This window comes from Bradyrhizobium sp. CER78 (genome assembly GCF_029846235.1).
In the GTDB taxonomy this organism is placed as follows: domain Bacteria; phylum Pseudomonadota; class Alphaproteobacteria; order Rhizobiales; family Xanthobacteraceae; genus Bradyrhizobium.
In genome coordinates this window covers 108,652-127,589 of the sequence record NZ_JARVWP010000017.1, presented here as the reverse complement: position 1 = coordinate 127,589, position 18,938 = coordinate 108,652, and the positions used below count along the sequence as shown (strand labels likewise).

Sequence of the window (18,938 nt, the reverse complement as noted above, 5' to 3'; positions counted from 1 at the left end):
GTCACGGCATCTGGCTCATGTCGTGCATCGGCATCATGTTGATGTTGAGGTGATGCATGACCCACAGCGAGCCGGTCAGCGCGATCACCACCATGACCACGGTGAAGATCATCGCCATCATGGTCCAGCCGTTCTCGGACCGGGTGTTCATGTGCAGGAAGTACACCATGTGCACGACAATCTGCACCGCTGCGAGCACCAGCACGATCAGTGCGGTGACCGCCTTGTCGGCGATGGTTCCCGTCATCACCAGCCAGAACGGCACCGCGGTGAGGATCACCGAGAGGCCGAAGCCGATCAGATAGCTCTTCAGCGACCCGTGGGCGGCGCCGCCATGGTCATCATGGCCGTGACCGTCGTTGGAGTGCAGGGCGTGAGAGTCTGTTGTCATCGCAGCATTCCCAGGAGATAGACGAAGGTGAAGACGCCGATCCAGACCACGTCGAGGAAGTGCCAGAACATCGAGAGGCACATCAGGCGGCGCCGGTTGGCCGTGGTCAGGCCGAAGCGCGCGGTCTGCACCATCAGCGTCACCAGCCAGACCAGGCCGAAGGTGACGTGCAGGCCGTGGGTGCCGACCAGCGTGAAGAACGACGACAGGAAGGCGCTGCGCTGCGGCGTCGCGCCCTCATGGATCATGTGGGCGAACTCGGTGAGCTCGATGCCGAGGAAGGCGAGGCCGAACAGTCCGGTGATCGCGAGCCAGAGCTGTGTCTGGCCGATCTTCGACTTCTCCATCGTCAACATGGCAAAGCCATAGGTGATCGAGGAGAGCAGCAGCATCGTGGTGTTGAGCGCGACCAGCTTGAGGTCGAACAGGTCCTTCGGCGCCGGGCCGGCGGCGTAGTTGCCGCCGAGCACGCCATAGGTTGCGAACAGCATCGCGAAGATGAGGCAGTCGCTCATCAGGTAGATCCAGAAGCCCAGCATGGTGCTGGCGCCTTCCGGATGATCGTGCTCGTCGATCACGTGGAAGACCGGCTCGGAGCCTTGGACGGAGATTCGGCTGGTTGCTACGCTCATGTTTGGGCTCCCGCGGCGAGAACGCGCGTCCGCGCATCTTCGGTCCGCACCACCTCATCCGCCGGGATGTGGAAGTCGCGGTGATAGTTGAAGGTGTGGCCGATCGCGACCGCGAGCAGCGCAACGAAGCTGACGGCGGCGAGCCACCAGATGTACCAGATCAGCCCGAACCCCATCGCGGTGGCGAGGCCGGCGAGGATGATGCCGGTGCCGGTGTTGGACGGCATGTGGATCGGCCTGAAGCCGGTCAGCGGACGCTTGTAGCCGCGGCGCTTCATGTCCCACCAGGCGTCGTTGTCGTAGACGACGGGCGTGAACGCGAAGTTGTAGTCCGGCGGCGGCGACGAGGTCGCCCATTCCAAGGTGCGGGCGTTCCAGGGATCGCCGGTGGTGTCCTTCAACTGCTCGCGTCTGAGGATGCTGACCGCGAACTGCACCAGCATCGCGCCGATACCGAGCAGGATCAGGAAGGCGCCGAAGGCGGCGATGACGAACCAGATCTGCAGGGACGGGTCGTCGAACACGCGGAGCCTTCGGGTCACGCCCATCAGGCCGAGCACGTAGAGCGGCATGAAGGCGAAATAGAAACCCGAGACCCAGAACCAGAACGACAGCTTGCCCCAGAACGGATCGAGCCTGAAGCCGAACGCCTTCGGGAACCAGTAATTGATGCCGGCGAACAGGCCGAACAGCACACCGCCGATGATCACGTTGTGGAAATGCGCGATCAGGAACAGGCTGTTATGCAGCACGAAGTCGGCCGGCGGCACCGCGAGCAGCACGCCGGTCATGCCGCCGATCACGAAGGTCAGCATGAACGCCACCGTCCACATCATCGGCAGCTCGAAGCGGATGCGGCCGCGATACATCGTGAACAGCCAGTTGAACATCTTCGCGCCCGTCGGGATCGAGATGATCATGGTGGTGATGCCGAAGAACGAGTTGACGCTGGCGCCGGAGCCCATCGTGAAGAAGTGGTGCAGCCAGACCAGGTAGGACAGGATGGTGATGACGACCGTGGCGTAGACCATCGAGGTGTAGCCGAACAGCCGCTTGCCGGAGAACGTCGCGGTCACTTCGGAGAAGATGCCGAACGCCGGCAGCACCAGGATGTAGACCTCGGGGTGACCCCAGATCCAGATCAGGTTCACGTACATCATCGGGTTGCCGCCGAAGTCGTTCGTGAAGAAGTTGGTGCCGACGTAACGGTCGAGCGACAGCAGCGCCAGCACCGCGGTCAGGACCGGGAAGGAGGCGACGATCAGGACGTTGGTGCAGAGCGAGGTCCAGGTGAACACCGGCATCTTCATCATCGTCATGCCCGGCGCGCGCAGCTTGACGATGGTGCAGATCAGGTTGATGCCCGATAGCGTGGTGCCGACGCCGGCGACCTGTAGTCCCCATATGTAATAGTCGACGCCGACATCAGGACTGTAGCCGATGTTCGACAGCGGCGGGTAGGCGAGCCAGCCGGTGCGGGCGAATTCGCCGACGAACAGCGACATCATCACCAGCACGGCGCCGCCGACCGTCATCCAGAAGCTGAAATTGTTGAGGAAGGGGAAGGAAACGTCGCGGGCGCCGATCTGCAGCGGCACCACGTAGTTCATCAGGCCGGTCACCAACGGCATCGCCACGAAGAAGATCATGATCACGCCGTGGGCGGTGAAGATCTGGTCGTAGTGATGCGCCGGGAGGTAGCCGTCGGAGCCGCCAAAGGCGATCGCCTGCTGCAGGCGCATCATCAGCGCGTCCGCGAAGCCGCGCAGCAGCATCACGATGCCGAGGATCATGTACATGATGCCGATGCGCTTGTGGTCCACGGTGGTGAACCACTCGCGCCACAGATAGCTCCAGAGCTGGAAGTAGGTGACGATGGCGAACAGCGCGAGCCCGCCGGTCGCCACCACCGCGAAGGTGCCGACCAGGATCGGCTCATGCAGCGGCAGCGCTTCCAGATTGAGGCGGCCGAAGATCATCTTGACGAGATCGGGATTCATGCGGTCCTCCTCAGGACTCTGATTTCGGACGCTGGCCGAGCAGCTGGGATGTCGATGACGCGGGGGAGAACGGCGGGCGCTTCAGCCCGAAGCCGCGCAGCGGCGTCAGGTCGAGCGGCGCCGTGACTTCGCGCGACGGCGCATCCTTGATCTCGTCCATCGAGCAGATGCCGGCGACGAAGGTCGGCTCCGTGCCGAGCGGCGCGCCGCGGCGGGCGTATTTGTCGTAAGTGAGCGGCAGCGTGTTGTTGAGGCCTTCGCGGCCGAGGCCGCCCTTGGCGTCGATCGCCATCATCTCGCTCATGCACATCTTGCCGGGCTCGACGCACATGTTGAGGATCGCCTTGTAGAGATCGCGATCGACCGAGCGGTAGAGCCGGATCGGATCGTTCTGGCTCGGACGCTCGAGCTGCAGATAGTCGGTGCGGCCGAGCATGTTGGCGCTGGCCTTGGCGGTGCCGATCCACTTGTCGAAATCGGCGTTCGACAAGCTCTTGAACTCGAAGTGCATGCCGGAGAAGCCGGCGCCGCTGTAATTGGCGGAGAAGCCGCGGAAGGTGCCTTCCTTGTTGGCGACCGCGTGCAGCTTGGTCTCCATGCCGGGCATCGCGTAGATCTGGCCGGCAAGGGCGGGGACGTAGAACGAGTTCATCACGGAAGAGGCCGTGATGCGGAAGCGGATCGGGCGGTCGACCGGAGCTGCGAGTTCGTTGACGGCGGCGACGCCGTAATCCGGGTAGATGAACAGCCACTTCCAGTCGAGCGCGACCACCTCGACATTGAGCGGGGCCTCCTTGCTCTCGATCGGCTTGTCGGCGGCGATGCGGCCGAGCGAGCGGTAGGGATCGAGGAGATGGGTGCCCATCCAGGTTAGCGCACCTAAGCAGATGATGATCAGCAGCGGTGCCGACCAGATCACGAGCTCGAGCTGGGTCGAGTGATCCCACTCCGGCTCGTAAGGGGCCGCGGTGTTGGACTGGCGGTAGCGCCAGGCGAAGAAGACGGTCAGCGCCATCACCGGAAGCACGATGATGAGCATCAGGACGGTGGAGATCACGACGAGGTCGCGCTGCTGGACGGCGACGTCCCCGGCAGGGGCCAGGACGACGAAATCGCATCCGCCAAGAAGCGCCGCGAACGGCAATAAGGCCAATAATTTCAAGGCGCGCACGGCTCACCCCACTGGAATTTTATGAGTTCCGCCAAGGGGTAGCTGCGATGCAGCAAAGTTGACATTGGACAATTTGTCCAATGTTGCACTGCGGGATAAGAGGCCAGAAGGTGAGGTGGACTGCGTGGCGAAGAGCCCGTGGCCTCATCTCTTGCTTGAGCATGCTGTTCGGAAAACCGGTTTCCACTTTTCCGAATCATGCTCCAAAGGACGGTTCTCCGGCGATGGCACAGGCCCCAGCAATGGCTCACGGCACCCCGACCGCATCAGGTCACGGGCAGGCGAAACCCGGTGAAATCGCCATCGGCGTCATCATCGGACGCACGTCGGAGTTCTTCGATTTCTTCGTCTACGCGATCGCCTCGGTGATCGTGTTCCCGAAGCTGGTGTTTCCGTTCGTCAATGAGCTGACCGGCACGCTCTATTCATTCGGCATCTTCGCGCTGGCGTTTGCCGCGCGGCCGCTCGGCACCGTCATCTTCATGGCGGTCGACCGCCGCCACGGCAAGGGCGCCAAGCTCGTCATTGCGCTGTTCCTGCTCGGTACCGCCACGGTCGCGCTCGCCTTCCTGCCCGGCTACGACACGATCGGTGTCGCGGCGATCTGGCTCCTGGCCGCCGCACGCGTGCTGCAGGGCATCGCCTGGGGCGGCGCGTGGGACGGGCTCGCCTCGCTGCTCGCGATGAATTCCCCGCCCAACAAGCGCGGCTGGTACGCGATGGTGCCGCAGCTCGGCGCGCCGCTCGGGCTGATCGTCGCGAGTGCGCTGTTCGCGTTCTTCGCCGGTAACCTCTCGGCGGATGATTTCTTCGACTGGGGCTGGCGCTATCCGTTCTTCGTCGCCTTCGCCATCAACGTGGTGGCGCTGTTCGCGCGGCTGCGCATGGTGGCGACCGACGAGTATTCCGAGCTGTTCGAGAGCCGCGACCTCGAGCCGGCGCGGGTCGGCGAGACCATCGCGCAGGAGGGCCGCAACATCCTGCTCGGCGCCTTTGCGCCGCTGGCAAGCTTCGCCCTGTTCCACATGGTCACGGTGTTTCCGCTGTCCTGGGTGTTCCTGTTCACCAAGGAGAGCCCGGTGCGCTTCCTGATCATCGAGATGATCGGCGCCATGGTCGGCGTCGTCGCGATCATCGCCTCCGGCATGATCGCCGACCGCGTCGGACGCAAGCCGCTGCTGCTGGGCTCGGCGGTTGCGATCGCGGTGTATAGCGGCTTCGCCCCGCAGCTGCTCGATGCCGGCGCGTTCGGCGAAACCGTCTACATGGTGCTCGGCTTCGTGCTGCTCGGCCTGTCGTTCGGCCAGTCGTCGGGCGCGATCGCCTCGAGCTTCGCGCGCAACTATCGCTACACGGCCTCGGCGCTGACCTCGGATTTCGCCTGGCTGTTCGGCGCCGGCTTCGCGCCGCTCGCCGCACTGCTGCTGGCGACGCATTTCGGCCTGATCTCGGCCGGCGCGTATCTGCTGTCGGGCGCGGTGTGGACGCTGCTGGCGCTGTGGCTGAGCGGCCTGCGCGAAGCGGAAAGTTGATCTCGCGCTTCTCGTCTCTCTTGTAGCCCGGAATGAAGCGAAGCGAAATCCGGGGCTGCTTTCACCGCGGATAGTCCTCCCCGGATTGCGCTGCGCTGCATCCTACGGAATTTCACTACCGGAAAAATCCGTCGACACGGAACGAATAGCCCAGGCCGACGATGTAGTTCGGCGAGTTGCGGTTGAGCCCGAACGCGACGTGGAGATCGAGCTGCTGGGTCGGCGTGATCCGGTAAACGCCGCCGGAGTTGATCAGCTGGATCGGCCGCGCGCCGTCGGGATAGTCGCCGACATATTCGGTGAACATGCTGACCCGCTCGGTCAGCTTCTTCTCGACCACGAACGTCGCTTCCGACATGCGCTGGCCGGTCAGTTCGGCGGGGCGGAAGAATTCCGTGAGCATGCCGCTGACGCCCCAGCCGTCATGCAGCTCCCATGACCATGGCAGCTGGATGTAGGGCTGCGCACCGCGCCCGGCGATCGCGGCCGCGCCGGTCGGTAGCGCGACGCCGGCGGTGATCGACAGGTCGATCTTCCCCGGCAGCGGGCTGATCTGCCATTTGATCGCGGGCGCGACGTCGGAGAAGCCCGAAGCGCCGGCCGATTTAACGCTGCCGAACCAGGTCGGCAGGTCGACTAGCACCTCGAGGCAGGGCGCAATCCCGAGCCGCCAGCGGCTGTTGCTGCCGTCGATGCTGCGGCCGGCGTCGCGGCCGGTCAGGTTGACGCCGTTCTCGCTCTGAAGGCTCCCGACCGGCACGACGATACTTGAATTGGTCACGTCGGGCCGGTCGGTCGCAATTTCGTCGCCCGGCTTGGGGCAGCCGTCCGCGCGTGCGGCGGTGGTGGCTGCTGCGGCTGTGAGCGCAGCGAGCAGCATGCACGCGAGTCCGGCAAGTCGAGCGACGGCGCCGAGCCGATTGCGAAACACTGGGGATGCTCCAATAGCCCGGCGCCGCTGCGGAGGTGGCAGCTGCGAATCGAGATCGGCGGGGCCGCGCGGATATTCCACGCGGGCGGGAATAAACTTCAGCAACAACTGGCATTCTCGGCGGTCGATGCGGCTCGCGTCCAGCACAATTGCGAACCCGCGGAATTTCCGGGAATAGATCGCCGGTGAGACTGCTCCTGTTGCGGTGACCAACAGGAGACCCCGGGAATGACCATCCGTTCGATCGCAGGCGTCCTGGCGCCGCGGCATGCCAAAACAGCCGCAATGGCGGCGATCGCGATCCTGCTCGCCCTGAACAGCGCCCGAGCGGCAGGCGATGCCGCGCGCGGCGCCACCCTGTACCAGGGCTGCGGCGATTGCCATTCGATCGAGAAGAACGACGTCGGGCCGATGCACAAGGGTGTCGTCGGCCGCCTCGCCGGCTCGGTCGCGGGCTACAATTACTCGCCGGCGCTGAAGAACTCGAAGATCGTCTGGACCGAGGCCAATCTCGACAAATGGCTGACCGGTCCCGACGCGATGGTTCCGGGCACCAAGATGTTCTACGAGGTTCAGGATCCGAAGGATCGGGCCGACATCATCGCCTTCCTCAAGGAGAAGGCGAAGTAGGGCGTTCTCTCTCTATGTCGTCCCTGCGAAAGCAGGGACCCATAACCACAGGGTTGCGTTGTTCGAACGCGCTGTGGCCCCAGCTTTTTCCAACAATGAACGACGGTGGTAATGGGTCCCGGCTCCCGTGCGCAATTGCGCACGAGGCCGGGACGGCGGCGGTGATTGCTGAGGCGTGAGCGCGCTTCTCGGTAGCCCTCAATCCACCACGATCTTGACGCGGTCGCGCGGCTTCACCTGGGCGTGGGCGTCGAGGCCGTTGAGCACCCGGAAGCGCTCCGCCGGATGATCGACGCCGGCCATGCGGTGCGAGAGCGATTCGACGGTGTCGCCGGGCTGCACGTTGATGACCTTGATGCGCAGCGGGCGCGCGGCCTGGATCTCGTCGAGGGTCAGGCGACGGAATGAATTGACGGTCTCGCGCGCGTTGCGCTCGCTCTCGGTGGATTTCTGCTTGGCGGCGAAGATGAAGCGGTAGACGTCGCTGCCGAAGCGCAGCGCGTAGACCTTGAATTGCCACTGGTCGCCATGCGCGGTGGCCGAGGCCGCCGGAAAGCCGTTGATGTTGAGGTCCTCGGTCGAGGATCGCTCGACGCCTTCCATCCAGCCGGAGTTCAGATAGTCGCCGAGCGTCTGTTCGGCCGGCACCCGCACCACGTCGAAGCGCATCGCCTGGCTGCCGCCCTCGCGCACGCCGATCACCGCCTGCGCGGTGTTGTCGAGCGTGAAATTGTCCGGCGCGGTGAAGGTGAAGCCGAGCTTGGGATGCAGGAATCTGCGGCCGCGCACGAAGCCTTCGCTGGGATCCTCGCCATAGACGATGTTGTCGATCGCGGCGAGATAGGTCTCGCGGTCGCGCTCGTTGTTCTCGGGCGACGAATATTGCCGCGCGGTGGTCTGCGCATTGTTGATGCGTTCCGGCGTCGCCGGATGCGAGGAGGTGAAGTCCTGCGCGCGCGGATCGAGCGCGGTCTTGCCGATCTTGAGCGCGGCGTTGCGCTCCATCGCGGTCAGGAAGCGCGACGCGCCGTAGGGATCGAAATGCGCGCGCGCGGCGATCCCGACGCCGATGCCGTCGGCCTCGAACTCCTGCTGCCGCGAGAAGCTCGCCAAGGTCAGCTTGGTCTTGGCGAGCGCCAGCGCCGTGAGGTCGGGATCGGTGCTCATGTCGGTGACGACGCGCGTCACCACCGCCGCCTGGCGTGCCTGGTCCTCGCGCATCGCGGCGTGCTTGGCCAGCACATGCGCCATCTCGTGGCTCAGCACCGAAGAGAGCTCGGAAGTGTCGCTGGCGAGCGCAATCAGGCCGCGCGTGACGTAGAGCTGGCCGGTCGGCAGCGCGAAGGCGTTCACCGCGCCGGAATTGAGGATCGTGACCTTGTAGGCCTGGTCGGGCCGTTCGGAGGCGGCGACCAGCCGCTCGACGGTCTTGCTGATCAGGGCCTCGAGCTTGGGGTCGTCATAGGCGCCCCCATAGGACGACAGGATCCGCTCGTGCTCGCGCTCGCTGTTGGGGGTCTGCTGCACCACCCGATTCGGCTTCACCGGCGCCGCAGTTGCGGTCGGCGCGACCTGCTCGAACCGGCCGACATTGCCGCAGGCCGACAGCGTCAGGGCCGCGCAGACGAGCACAGGCGCCGCCGAAAGGCGGCGGCCAGTCCCATCTTCACGCCGTCCTGCGCGCTCAATCACGTCAAAAACTCACAAATTTTGTCCCGTGAATCGGCCGGGGTGTGGCCGAAGGCCCCCCTAGTTCCCGCCGAGCAGTTCAATCTGCCCCACCCGGAGCAGTTCGATTCGCGGCCCACGTCGTGCTTCCACCCAGCCTCGCACACGAATCCTGCGATTTTCCAGAGACTTGGGCGCAAGCCCGGCCGCCTCGAACGCAGGGACTATGCGCCTTGAAATAGTCAGAGCAAAGTCCCTAGTCCAGTTCCGGCCGAAATTCAGGTAGGTCGTCGCGCCCGCCTGGCGCACGGACAAAACCCTGCCCTCGACCACTGTAAAACGCCCGATCCCGGCCAAAATATCGTCCGGACTTTCTGCGTTTTTTATGACCTTAGCCTCCGCCCAGGTTCCCGATCGGGCGGTCCGCGCCTCGCTTTCCGCCGCTATCAGCGCCGCGGCGCAGTCCTTGTCGGCGATCTCGGACGACACCAGCGCGAGGCCCTGGCGCAGCAGCTCGCTCTGCACGGGCGTCTCGCTGCCTTTGAGGAATGTGTAGGCCGGCTGCCGGCCGTAGCGATCCGGCGTGTCGTCCTGTCCGCGCAACGTCACCTCGCGACCGACCAGCAGTGCCGACAGCGTTGCGGTGGCCTTCGCCTTATCCGCCACCTCGATGCCGGCGAGCTTGATCTCACGGCCGTCGTCGAGCCGCAGGCTGCGCGCATCGACAACGGCGGCGACGCGACCTTCGCCCTGAATCTCGAAATTGCACCCCGCTGCATGGCTTGCGCCGCAAGCAATCAACGTCGTGCACGCGAGGAGGGTGCTGCGAGCCAGCGTCGGTAGAATCTGCATCGATAAGATCTGCATGGACCGATCTTCGCACATCTTGACCATTCCGTTCAGCGGAAAACACGTGTCAGCTCCGCGGCTTGCCGCTGTGCATGGCATGCGGCATGATCCCGCGCGCGAAACGGACCGGCCACGACGGAATGAGGTCCGCATCTCAAGGGAGGATTTGAATGAGACGGGTTTTGGCCGGCGTGTTGGCCTGTGTGTTTGCGATCTCGGCGAATGCGTCGCTGGCGCAGGACAAGCCTCCGCTGAAGCTCGGCGGCATCCTTGATATGTCGAGCCTTTATGCCGACATCACCGGCTCCGGCAGCGAGACCGCGGCCAAGATGGCGGTGGAAGACTTTGGCGGCACGGTGCTCGGTCGCAAGATCGAGATCGTGGTCGGCGACCATCTCAACAAGGCCGACCTTTCCGCCAACATCGCCCGCGACATGATCGACAACCAGGGCGTCGAGATGATTTTCGACGTCGCGGCATCTGCAACGGCGCTCGCCGCGGCCGAGATTGCCAAGGCGCGCGGCAAGATCATCATGTTCAACGGCCCGGGCTCGATCCGCCTCTCCAATGAGGCCTGCGGCCTCTACACCGTGCACTATGTGTTCGACACCTTCGCGCAGGCCAATGTGACCGGCCTTGCCGCGGTGAAATCGGGCCTCGACACCTGGTTCTTCCTGACCGCGGATTATGCGTTCGGCCAGGACCTGGAGAAGGACACCAGCAACGTCGTGGTGAAGTCCGGCGGCAAGGTGCTCGGCAGCGTGCGGCATCCGATCAACACCTCGGACTTCTCCTCCTTCCTGCTGCAGGCGCAGGCCTCGAAGGCCAAGGTGATCGGGCTCGCCAATGCCGGTGGCGACACCATCAACGCGATCAAGCAGGGCGCCGAGTTCGGCATCACCAAAGGCGGCCAGAAGATCTCGCCGCTGCTGGCTTTCGTGACCGACATCGACAGCGTCGGGCTCGAGACCGCGCAGGGGCTGCTGCTCGCGGAAGCGTTTTACTGGGACCTCAATGACGACACCCGCGCGTTCTCGAAGCGCTTCATGGAACGCACCAAGCGGGTGCCGACCTCGGCGCAGGCCGGCGTCTACTCTTCGGTGATGCATTATCTGCAGGCGGTGAAGGCCGCCGGCACCACGGATGCCGCCGCCGTCATGAAGGTGATGAAGGAGACCCCGATCAACGACATGTTCGCCAAGAACGGCCGGATTCGCGAGGACGGCCGCATGGTGCACGACATGTATCTGTTCGAGGTCAAGAAGCCCTCGGAATCGAAGGGCCGCTGGGACGACTACAAGCTGCTCGCGACCGTGCCGGGCGACCAGGCGTTCCAGCCACTGTCGGAGTCGCGCTGTCCGCTGGTGAAGAAGTGACGCGAAGCGTCATTCCGGGATGGTCCGAAGGACCAGATCCGGAATCTCGAGATTCCGGGTTCGATGCTGCGCATCGCCCCGGAATGACGCTCTAACCAACAAACAACGAAAGGCAAAACGCCATGAGCGACAATCAGATGGTTCTCCAATCCCTCGACAAGGGCCTGCTCACCATCACCATGAACCGCCCGGATCGGCGCAATGCGCTCAATCCCGACATGACGCGCGGCCTTGTCGAGGCGGCGCGGCGGGCGCAGGACGATACCGAGGTGCGCGCGGTGCTCATTCGTGGCGCCGGCGGCACCTTCTGCGTCGGCGGTGACGTCAAGTCGATGGCCGAAGGCCGCGCGCCGCTGCCGTTCGAGGCCAAGATGGCCAATCTGCGCCGCGGCATGGAGGTCTCGCGCATCCTGCACACGATGCCGAAACCCGTTGTGGCACAGCTCGACGGCGCGGCGGCCGGCGCTGGGCTCTCGATCGCGCTGTCCTGCGATCTCCGCGTCGCCAGCGCCTCCTGCAAGATCACGACCGCCTTCGCCAAGGTCGGCTTCTCCGGCGACTACGGCGGCACTTATTTCCTGACCAAGATGCTCGGCAGCGCCAAGGCGCGCGAGCTCTACATGATGTCGCCGGTGCTGTCGGCGCAGGAGGCCTACAACCTCGGCATGGTCTCCAAGGTGGTGCCCGATGCCGACATCGAGGCCGAGACGCTGGAGCTCGCGCGCTCGCTGGCGCAGGGCCCGTCGGTGGCGCTCGGCTACATCAAGCGCAACATCAACAATGCCGAGACCATGACGCTGGAGGCCTGCTTCGACGGCGAGGCAATCCATCACACCCGTGCCGGCGAGACCACCGACCACAAGGAAGCGGCCAAGGCCTTCGTCGAGAAGCGCAAGCCCACCTTCCAGGGTCAGTAAGCCGTGACCAATCACATGGCCGATTACATGCGGCTGCGGCAGATCTGCCTGGTGGCGCCGCAGCTCAAGCCCGTGATCGCTGATATCTCGGCGATCATGGGCCTCGATGTCTGCTATCGCGACGGCAACGTCGCCAAATATGGCTTGGAGAACGCGCTGCTGCCGGTCGATACGATCCTGCTGGAAGTGGTCGCGCCATTCCAGCCGGGGCCGGGCACGGCGGCCGGGCGCTTCATCGAGAAGACCGGCGGCCGCGGCGGCTACATGGCGATCTTCTGCTGCGAGGATCCCGACGCGCGCGGCGCGAAAGCCAATGCGATGGGCGTGCGCACCGCGAACGTGATCACGCATGCGCCGTATCACGGCGTGCAACTGCATCCGCGCGACTGCCGCGCCGCCTTCATCGAGTTCAACCACACCGACGGCAGCGACGACATCTTCGGGCCATATCCGCCGGCCGGCCCGGACTGGCAGAAGTCGATCCGCAAGGACACGACCTTGGCGCTGACCGAGGTCGAGATGCAGAGCCCGGAGCCGGAAGCGCTGGCGGCGCATTGGGGGAAGATCGTCGGCGTGCCCGCTGACGGCGCCGTGGTGAAGCTGCCGAACAGCACCTTCCGCTTCGTCAAGGGCGACAGCGAGATCATGAGCGGTTTGACATTCAAGGTCGCCGACAAGGCCAAGGTTCTGGAGGCCGCAAAAGCCAGGGGCTGCACGGTTGATGGCGATGAGTTCCAGCTTTGCGGCGTGACGTTCAAGCTAGTGGCGTGATGTTGTAGCCCGGATGGAGCGTAGCGAAATCCGGGGCAGCGCTCTCCGTGGACAAACTGTCCCCGGATTGCGCTCCGCTCCATCCGGGCTACGCGACTGCGCGACCCCGTCATCCTGAGGTGCGAGCGGAGCGAGCCTCGAAGGATGCACGGCCACGGACCGGGCCGTTCATCCTTCGAGACGCGCGTTCCGCGCTCCTCAGGATGACGGGATGAGCGATTGAGCTCGCTGCGGCGATCCAATACCGTGGCTCACAATAACAACAAACGGAACGTCCCCATGCCGCATCCGCTCGATTCCTTCTTCGCCCCAAAGAGCATCGCGCTGATCGGCGCCTCGCGCGATCACGAGAAGATCCCGGGACGGCTGCTCGCGATGCTGCGCAAGAACGGCTATCCCGGCGCGCTCTATCCGATCAATCCGAACTATGGCGAGATCGACGGCTTGAAATGCTTCAAGTCGATCGCCGAGATCGGCGCGCCGATCGATCTCGCCGTCATCGTGATTCCCGCGCGTGCGGTGCTGCCGGCGCTGGAACAGTGCGCGGCCGCCGGCGTCAAGAACGCGGTCATCATCTCCTCGGGTTTTGCCGAGGAGGGCGGCGACAGCGCAGCGATGCAAGACGCGATCGTGGCGCTGGCGAAGCGGACTGGGATGCGAATCAGCGGTCCGAACGCCGAAGGATTCTACAGCCAGGTGCAGAAGGTCGCCGCGACCTTCAGCCCGACCGTCGACGTCAAGCCGGATGTGCCCGATCTGGTCGCGAGCAGGCGACGGATCGGCATCGTCGCGCAGAGCGGCGGCATCGGCTTTGCGATCTATCATCGCGCCAAGGCGCTCGGCGTTGCGCTCAGCTATGTCGTCAGCGCCGGCAATGAGAGCGATCTCGGCGCCGGCGAATTCCTCGACTACATGGTGCAGGATTCTTCGACCGACGTCATCCTGCTGTTCATCGAGGGCATCCGCGACGTCGACAAGTTCCTGGCGGCGGCAAAGCGCGCGGCAGAGCTCAGGAAGCCCGTCATCGTCACCAAGGTCGGCCGCTCCGGCGCCGGCGAGCGCGCGGCGGCCTCGCACACCGCGAGCATGGCCGGCTGGTCGGCGGCCTATGACGCGGTGTTCGCGAAGTACGGCTTCATCGTCTCCAACGATCTTGACGAGGCCGTGACGATTGCCGCCGTGTTGACCACCAATCCATTGCCGAAGGGCGACCGCGTCGCGGTGCTGACGGTGTCGGGCGGCGCCGGCATCTGGGGTGCCGACACGGTGTCGATCCAGGGCCTGCGGGTGCCGGAGCTTTCGGCTGCGATCCAGAGCCAGATCAAGCAATGGATGCCGTCCTATGGCGCGGCGGGCAATCCGGTCGACGTCACCGCGCAGGGCGTCTCCTCCGGCGGCCTGCAGAAGAGCATCGAGCTGTTCGATGCGTCCGGCGAGGTCGATGCGACGCTGGTCGTGCTGTCGCTGTCGAGCGAGACGCGGATGCCGTTCAAGGAGGCCGAGCTGAAGCCGGTGATCTCAGCGCAGAACAAGCCGGTGGTGTTCTACTCCTACACGCTGCCGTCGCAATTCGCGCGGCAGGAGCTGGCGAAGTCGGGCGTCGTGGTGCTCTCGGGGCTCACCCATGTCGGCGTCGCGATGCGGCGGCTGGCCGATTATGCCGCCTTCAAGCCCGCTTCGGAGATGGAGGCGGCGCCGTCGGCGCAGGATCTCTCCGCGCATCTGAAGGCGAAGACGCTCTCCGAACATGACAGCAAGGTGCTGCTGCGCGCCGCCGGCATCGCACTGCCCGACGAGATATTGGTGAGCGATCGCGACGGGCTCGACGCCGCGATCGAGCGCGCCGGATTTCCGCTGGTCATGAAGATCCAGTCGCCCGCGATTGCGCACAAGAGCGAGGTCGGCGGCGTCCGCGTCAACATCGCCGCCAAGGGCGCGGCGTTCACGGCCTATCGCGACATGCTGGAGACCGTGCAGAAGGCGCGGCCGGACGCTGCGATCCAGGGCGTGCTGGTCGGTCCGATGGCCCGAAAAGGCGTCGAGATCATCGTCGGCACCATGCTGGATGCGACGTTCGGGCCGATGGTGATGGTGGGGCTCGGCGGCATCACGACCGAGCTGTTCAAGGACGTGGTTTACCGCCCGGCGCCGGTGAGCGCGGAGGAGGCGACCACAATGCTCGAGACGCTGAAGGCCGCGCCGCTGCTGCACGGCTTCCGCGGCGCGCCGAAGGCTGACGTTGCGGCGCTGGCGCGGTTGATTTCGCAGATTTCAGTGCTGGCGGCGCAGCATGCAGACGAGATCGCCGAGATCGAGGTCAATCCGGTGCTGGTGCACCCGGAGGGGCAGGGTGTGACGATCGTCGACGCGCTGGTGGTGCCGAGGGGCTAGCGAGCTATCTCCGTCGTCCCTGCGAAAGCAGGGACCCAATAACCACCGAACGTGGTTGGAGAAGAAGTTAACGCCGCTTGTGCCCGTTCCGCAGGCCGCGGCGTATGGGTCCCGGGTCGCGCTTCGCTTGCCCGGGACGACGTGTTGAGAGAGGCGTGTGAACCCTCACCGCCCCTTGAAGTTCGCGACGCGGCGCTCGGCGGTGGCCTTGACGCCTTCCTTGAAGTCTTCGGTCGCGCGCAGCTTGGTCTGCTCTTCCAATTCGTGGTTGGTCGCGGCGAGCACGCGATCGGCGAGGCCGGCGCGCATGGTGGCGCGGGTCGAGACCAGGCCGAGCGGCGAGCATTCGGCGATCTCCTGGGCGAGCTTCATCGCCTCGGCACGCACCTGATCCTGCGGCACCAGCACGTTGGCAAGGCCCCAGCGATAGGCCTCTTCGCCGGTGACGCGGCGGCTGGTGTAGAACATCAGCTCGGCATTGTTCTTGCCGATCAGCTCCGGCAGCGTCGTGGTCAGGCCGAAACCCGGATGGAAGCCGAGCTTGGTAAAGTTCGCGGCGAAGCGCGCTTCCGGGCAGGCGACGCGGAAGTCGGCCGAGACGGCAAGGCCGAGGCCGCCGCCGATCGCGGCGCCATGGATCGCCGCGACGATCGGCTTCTTGTTGCGGAAGATGCGCACGGCCTGAACGTAGAGATGGTTGATCGGCAGGTTGGAAGCCGGATCGCTCTTGGCGCGCTCCTCCTGCTCCTGGCGGGCCGGGTCGCCGAAATTGGCGCCGGCGCAGAACGCCTTGCCTTGGGCTGCGAGCACCGAGGCGCGGATCTCGATGTTGTTGTCGAACTCCTCAAGCGCGTCGGCGATCTGGTTGATAAGCGCGACGTCGAAGAAGTTCAGCGGCGGCTTGCGGATTTCGATCAGGCCGACATGGCCGTGAGTCTCGACGCCGATATCCGTGTACTTGGTCATGTGTCTTGTCTCCGGTAAGGCTGCAATCTCCCGGCGCAAAAGGTATCACCTCTCCCAAGGGGAGAGGTCGATTTGCGCCAGCAAATCGGGTGAGGGGTTGTGCTTTCTCGAGGGACCGTGATCCCTCACCCGGCGCTGCGCGCCGACCTCTCCCGGAGGGAGAGGTGCAAGAGCTTGCGGTGAGATCATCGGTCCCATTGGTCGTCAGCGCAGACCGAGCCCGCGGGCGATGATGCCGCGCAGCACCTCGGTGGTGCCGCCCTGGATCGTCAGCTTGGGTGCGGTCTTGATGGCGAAATCGAGCTGCTTTTCCAGCGTCTCGCGGTTGGTCGCGGTCTCCTCGACGAAGGCCGCAAGGTCGCGCACGCGATGCGGCAGCTGCTGCTCCCACACCGTGCCGATGTCCTTGACGATGGAAGCTTCCACCACCGGCTCCTTGCCTGCCTGCAACATGCCGGCAACCGACACCGACATGCGGCGCATCGTGTGCACCTGCGCCACCAGACGGCCGATGCCCTCGGCGCTGCGGGTGTCCGGGTTCTTGCCGACCGCGCGCACCAGCTCGGTGAGCACGTAATAAGTTTCGAGGAAGCGCTCGGGGCCGGAGCGTTCATAGGCGAGCTCTGATGTCGCCTGCTTCCAGGCGCCGTCGACTTCGCCCAGCACATGATCCTCGGGCACGAAATAGTCGGTGAACACGACTTCGTTGAACTCGAACTGGCCGGTGATCTGGCCGATTGGATTCACCTGGATGCCCGGCTGCTTCATCTTGACCAGGAACTGGGTCAGGCCGTGGCGGCGGTTTTCCTTGGTCGGCGGCGATGTGCGGAAGATCGCGATCATGTAGTCGGCGATATGCGCCGACGAGGTCCAGATCTTGGTGCCGTTGATCAGATAGCCGCCGTCGGTCTTGGTGGCGCGGGTCTTCGCCGCGAACAGATCGGAGCCGGAATTCGGCTCGCTCATGCCGATCGCGAAGCAGACCTCGCCGCGGCAGATCCGCGGCAGGATATCCATCTTGATGTGCTCGGGCGCGTATTTCAGCAGCACCGGTCCGCTCTGGCGGTCGGCGACGAAGAAGCGCCGGGTCGGCGCGTTCGCCACCCGCATCTCCTCGGTGACGACATAGCGCTCGAGGAACGAGCGTTCCTGGCCGCCGTATTTCTTCGGCCAGGTCATGCCGAGCCAACCCTTGGCACCGACGCGGCGGGAGAATTCCGGCGCGTCATTGTCCTCGCGGTTCGGCGCATGGGGATCGAAGGTGCCGGCGGCGATCTCCTCGGCGAGGAAAGCGCGTACTTCCTTGCGGAGCTGCTCGCATTTTTCGGGCAGGCGGATCGGATCGAAACGAAGGGCTGCAGTCATGATTGTCCAGTCCTGATTGTTCTGCCTGATCTCAGCGCGAAGCCACCAGCGGCCACAATTCATCGGCGCCAAGGTCGGCGACGAGCTTGCCGAGCTCGACCGCCCAGTAGCTCTCCGAGCCGAAATCGTCGCGCCACGCCAGCGCGCGCAGCGAATAGCGATGCAGGATGTGCTCGATGGTGAAGCCGATCGCGCCATGCACCTGATGGGCGATGCCGCTGCCCTTCTCGGCGGCTTCCGAGCAGCGGATCTTGGCCGACGCCGCTTCGAGGAACACCGCGTCAGTGTCGAGCGACTTGGCGTTGACGATGGTGTCGGCCGCCGAGGTCGCGGCGGCCAGCGCCGCGGCATTTTCGCCGGCGAGGCGGGCGAGGTTGTGCTGCACGGCCTGGAATTTGGAGATCTTCTTCTCGAAGGCGACGCGCTCGTTCGAATAGCGCACGGAGATGTCGAGCATTGCTTCCAGTGCGCCTGCGATCTGCAGGCTGCGCACCACACCTCCCATCAGCATCAGCGTGGTCTGGTCGAAGCCCTTGGGCGCCGGCTTGGTCGTGACCGCCTGCACCTTGTCGAGCGTGACGGTGTCGTTGTGATCGCCGCCAAGGCCTGTGCTGGATTCGATCCGGCATTTCGCGGCATCGACCAGCGCGATCGAGACGCCGTCGTTGCCGCTCGCCAGCACCGCGAAATGTTTTGCGTCCTTGGCAAACGGCACGCCGCGGGCGCGGCCGGTGAGCGAGCCGTCGGCGTTGAGCGTGACGCGGTCCTTCGGGCTTGCCGGCAGCACCGTCATCTCGCCCTCCGGCGAGGCGATCTTGGCCTGCGTTAGCAGCCAGCCGGCCAACATTGTTTCGGCCAGCGGAACAGCGATCGCATGGCGGCCTGCGACGTTGAGGACACTAAAACCTTCCGCGAGACTGGCGCCGGAACCGCCGAGATCGTCGGGCACCCAGGACAGCGGCAGGCCGGCTTCAGTCAGCGCCTGCCACAGCGGCGCCTTCCACGCGCCCTGCTTGTCGTGATTGATGGTCTGGGCATCCGCGAGATCGGCGAAAATCTTTTCCGCGGTCTCGGCGACGATGTTTTCACTCTCCGCCACAGCGTTCCTCGTGTTGATTGGCTTGGGTCCGGCGATCAGGCAGGCCCTGCTTGCGGTGTTGTCTTGCGCTCAATGATGCGGAAAAGCCATAGCCGTGACAAGCGTTGCCCGCAGGGCCACTTGCGCGGACGGCATGAAGCCGGTCGTGGCGCATGAATTCCGCAGAGTGAACTTTCGAGCGCTTCGGTTTGTATGCCACCCGCGGCAGCAGATTGGCCGGCGGCACCGGTTCAGTCCGCCAGATGAAAC

The 18,938-nt window shown here is 64.8% G+C and carries 16 protein-coding genes; 6 read left to right on the top strand and 10 right to left on the bottom strand.

Annotated elements, in window-relative coordinates; translation table 11 throughout:
- Window position 1: 1 nt before the first annotated feature.
- Genes cyoD through cyoA form a run of 4 tightly spaced genes read right to left on the bottom strand, consistent with a single transcriptional unit; the run spans window position 2 to window position 4,194 of the window.
- Window positions 2-391, bottom strand: a complete 390-nt coding sequence (gene cyoD / locus QDT69_RS29530) for a cytochrome o ubiquinol oxidase subunit IV (RefSeq protein ID WP_279709992.1) — start codon at window positions 389-391, stop codon at window positions 2-4.
- Complete coding sequence (gene cyoC / locus QDT69_RS29525; RefSeq protein WP_279709990.1) at window positions 388-1,023, bottom strand: cytochrome o ubiquinol oxidase subunit III; 636 nt, start codon at window positions 1,021-1,023, stop codon at window positions 388-390. Before cyoC ends, cyoD begins: the two co-directional genes overlap by 4 nt.
- Window positions 1,020-3,023, bottom strand: coding sequence for a cytochrome o ubiquinol oxidase subunit I (cyoB, locus tag QDT69_RS29520; RefSeq protein ID WP_279709989.1), 2,004 nt, complete (start codon window positions 3,021-3,023; stop codon window positions 1,020-1,022). Before cyoB ends, cyoC begins: the two co-directional genes overlap by 4 nt.
- Before the next feature lie 10 nt (window positions 3,024-3,033).
- Window positions 3,034-4,194, bottom strand: coding sequence for a ubiquinol oxidase subunit II (gene cyoA / locus QDT69_RS29515; protein ID WP_279709988.1), 1,161 nt, complete (start codon window positions 4,192-4,194; stop codon window positions 3,034-3,036).
- Between the two features lie 242 nt (window positions 4,195-4,436).
- Between cyoA and QDT69_RS29510 the strand changes: the two genes are divergently transcribed.
- Window positions 4,437-5,726 carry an MFS transporter gene (locus QDT69_RS29510; RefSeq protein ID WP_279709987.1) on the top strand — a complete coding sequence of 430 codons (1,290 nt, stop codon included), beginning with the start codon at window positions 4,437-4,439 and terminating at the stop codon, window positions 5,724-5,726.
- 115 nt (window positions 5,727-5,841) lie between these two features.
- Here QDT69_RS29510 and QDT69_RS29505 read toward each other — a convergent pair whose 3' ends face one another.
- Window positions 5,842-6,606, bottom strand: a complete 765-nt coding sequence (locus QDT69_RS29505; RefSeq protein WP_279709986.1) for a transporter — start codon at window positions 6,604-6,606, stop codon at window positions 5,842-5,844.
- A gap of 279 nt (window positions 6,607-6,885) precedes the next feature.
- Here QDT69_RS29505 and QDT69_RS29500 point away from each other — a divergent pair, with 279 nt between their 5' ends.
- Window positions 6,886-7,287 (top strand): c-type cytochrome, encoded by a 402-nt coding sequence (locus tag QDT69_RS29500; protein ID WP_279709985.1) that lies wholly within the window; start codon window positions 6,886-6,888, stop codon window positions 7,285-7,287.
- A 198-nt stretch (window positions 7,288-7,485) separates the two neighbouring features.
- On the opposite strand, the gene QDT69_RS29495 is transcribed toward QDT69_RS29500, so the two are convergent.
- Window positions 7,486-8,979 carry a M48 family metalloprotease gene (locus tag QDT69_RS29495; RefSeq protein ID WP_279709984.1) on the bottom strand — a complete coding sequence of 498 codons (1,494 nt, stop codon included), beginning with the start codon at window positions 8,977-8,979 and terminating at the stop codon, window positions 7,486-7,488.
- Between the two features lie 57 nt (window positions 8,980-9,036).
- Window positions 9,037-9,822 carry a thermonuclease family protein gene (locus tag QDT69_RS29490; RefSeq protein WP_279709983.1) on the bottom strand — a complete coding sequence of 262 codons (786 nt, stop codon included), beginning with the start codon at window positions 9,820-9,822 and terminating at the stop codon, window positions 9,037-9,039.
- A 152-nt stretch (window positions 9,823-9,974) separates the two neighbouring features.
- Between QDT69_RS29490 and QDT69_RS29485 the strand changes: the two genes are divergently transcribed.
- The 4 genes from QDT69_RS29485 to QDT69_RS29470 all read left to right on the top strand — a co-directional run bounded on the left by QDT69_RS29485 (window position 9,975) and on the right by QDT69_RS29470 (window position 15,259).
- The gene (locus QDT69_RS29485; RefSeq protein WP_279709982.1) at window positions 9,975-11,180 is read left to right on the top strand and encodes an ABC transporter substrate-binding protein; all 1,206 of its coding nucleotides are present in this window, start codon (window positions 9,975-9,977) and stop codon (window positions 11,178-11,180) included.
- Window positions 11,181-11,302: 122 nt separating this feature from the next.
- Window positions 11,303-12,097, top strand: coding sequence for an enoyl-CoA hydratase (locus tag QDT69_RS29480; RefSeq protein ID WP_279709981.1), 795 nt, complete (start codon window positions 11,303-11,305; stop codon window positions 12,095-12,097).
- Between the two features lie 15 nt (window positions 12,098-12,112).
- Complete coding sequence (locus QDT69_RS29475; RefSeq protein ID WP_279709980.1) at window positions 12,113-12,868, top strand: hypothetical protein; 756 nt, start codon at window positions 12,113-12,115, stop codon at window positions 12,866-12,868.
- 279 nt (window positions 12,869-13,147) lie between these two features.
- The gene (locus QDT69_RS29470; protein ID WP_279709979.1) at window positions 13,148-15,259 is read left to right on the top strand and encodes an acetate--CoA ligase family protein; all 2,112 of its coding nucleotides are present in this window, start codon (window positions 13,148-13,150) and stop codon (window positions 15,257-15,259) included.
- Window positions 15,260-15,424: 165 nt separating this feature from the next.
- On the opposite strand, the gene QDT69_RS29465 is transcribed toward QDT69_RS29470, so the two are convergent.
- The 3 genes from QDT69_RS29465 to QDT69_RS29455 form a co-directional block, all read right to left on the bottom strand.
- Entirely contained in the window at window positions 15,425-16,225 is an 801-nt protein-coding gene (locus QDT69_RS29465) for an enoyl-CoA hydratase/isomerase family protein (protein WP_024582673.1), read from the bottom strand.
- Between the two features lie 204 nt (window positions 16,226-16,429).
- Window positions 16,430-17,590 carry an acyl-CoA dehydrogenase family protein gene (locus QDT69_RS29460; RefSeq protein ID WP_024582674.1) on the bottom strand — a complete coding sequence of 387 codons (1,161 nt, stop codon included), beginning with the start codon at window positions 17,588-17,590 and terminating at the stop codon, window positions 16,430-16,432.
- A 31-nt stretch (window positions 17,591-17,621) separates the two neighbouring features.
- Window positions 17,622-18,689, bottom strand: coding sequence for an acyl-CoA/acyl-ACP dehydrogenase (locus QDT69_RS29455; RefSeq protein WP_279709978.1), 1,068 nt, complete (start codon window positions 18,687-18,689; stop codon window positions 17,622-17,624).
- Between the last annotated feature and the right edge of the window lie 249 nt (window positions 18,690-18,938).

What these genes read in the sequence shown, in the direction of transcription:
- cyoD (WP_279709992.1), bottom strand. Translation starts at nt 391, where the DNA reads ATGACAACAGACTCTCACGCCCTGCACTCCAACGACGGTCACGGCCAT.
- QDT69_RS29460 (WP_024582674.1), bottom strand. Translation starts at nt 17,590, where the DNA reads ATGACTGCAGCCCTTCGTTTCGATCCGATCCGCCTGCCCGAAAAATGC.
- QDT69_RS29475 (WP_279709980.1), top strand. Translation starts at nt 12,113, where the DNA reads ATGGCCGATTACATGCGGCTGCGGCAGATCTGCCTGGTGGCGCCGCAG.
- QDT69_RS29480 (WP_279709981.1), top strand. Translation starts at nt 11,303, where the DNA reads ATGAGCGACAATCAGATGGTTCTCCAATCCCTCGACAAGGGCCTGCTC.
- QDT69_RS29500 (WP_279709985.1), top strand. Translation starts at nt 6,886, where the DNA reads ATGACCATCCGTTCGATCGCAGGCGTCCTGGCGCCGCGGCATGCCAAA.
- QDT69_RS29490 (WP_279709983.1), bottom strand. Translation starts at nt 9,822, where the DNA reads ATGCAGATCTTATCGATGCAGATTCTACCGACGCTGGCTCGCAGCACC.
- QDT69_RS29510 (WP_279709987.1), top strand. Translation starts at nt 4,437, where the DNA reads ATGGCTCACGGCACCCCGACCGCATCAGGTCACGGGCAGGCGAAACCC.
- cyoC (WP_279709990.1), bottom strand. Translation starts at nt 1,023, where the DNA reads ATGAGCGTAGCAACCAGCCGAATCTCCGTCCAAGGCTCCGAGCCGGTC.
- QDT69_RS29465 (WP_024582673.1), bottom strand. Translation starts at nt 16,225, where the DNA reads ATGACCAAGTACACGGATATCGGCGTCGAGACTCACGGCCATGTCGGC.
- QDT69_RS29470 (WP_279709979.1), top strand. Translation starts at nt 13,148, where the DNA reads ATGCCGCATCCGCTCGATTCCTTCTTCGCCCCAAAGAGCATCGCGCTG.
- QDT69_RS29505 (WP_279709986.1), bottom strand. Translation starts at nt 6,606, where the DNA reads ATGCTGCTCGCTGCGCTCACAGCCGCAGCAGCCACCACCGCCGCACGC.
- QDT69_RS29485 (WP_279709982.1), top strand. Translation starts at nt 9,975, where the DNA reads ATGAGACGGGTTTTGGCCGGCGTGTTGGCCTGTGTGTTTGCGATCTCG.
- cyoB (WP_279709989.1), bottom strand. Translation starts at nt 3,023, where the DNA reads ATGAATCCCGATCTCGTCAAGATGATCTTCGGCCGCCTCAATCTGGAA.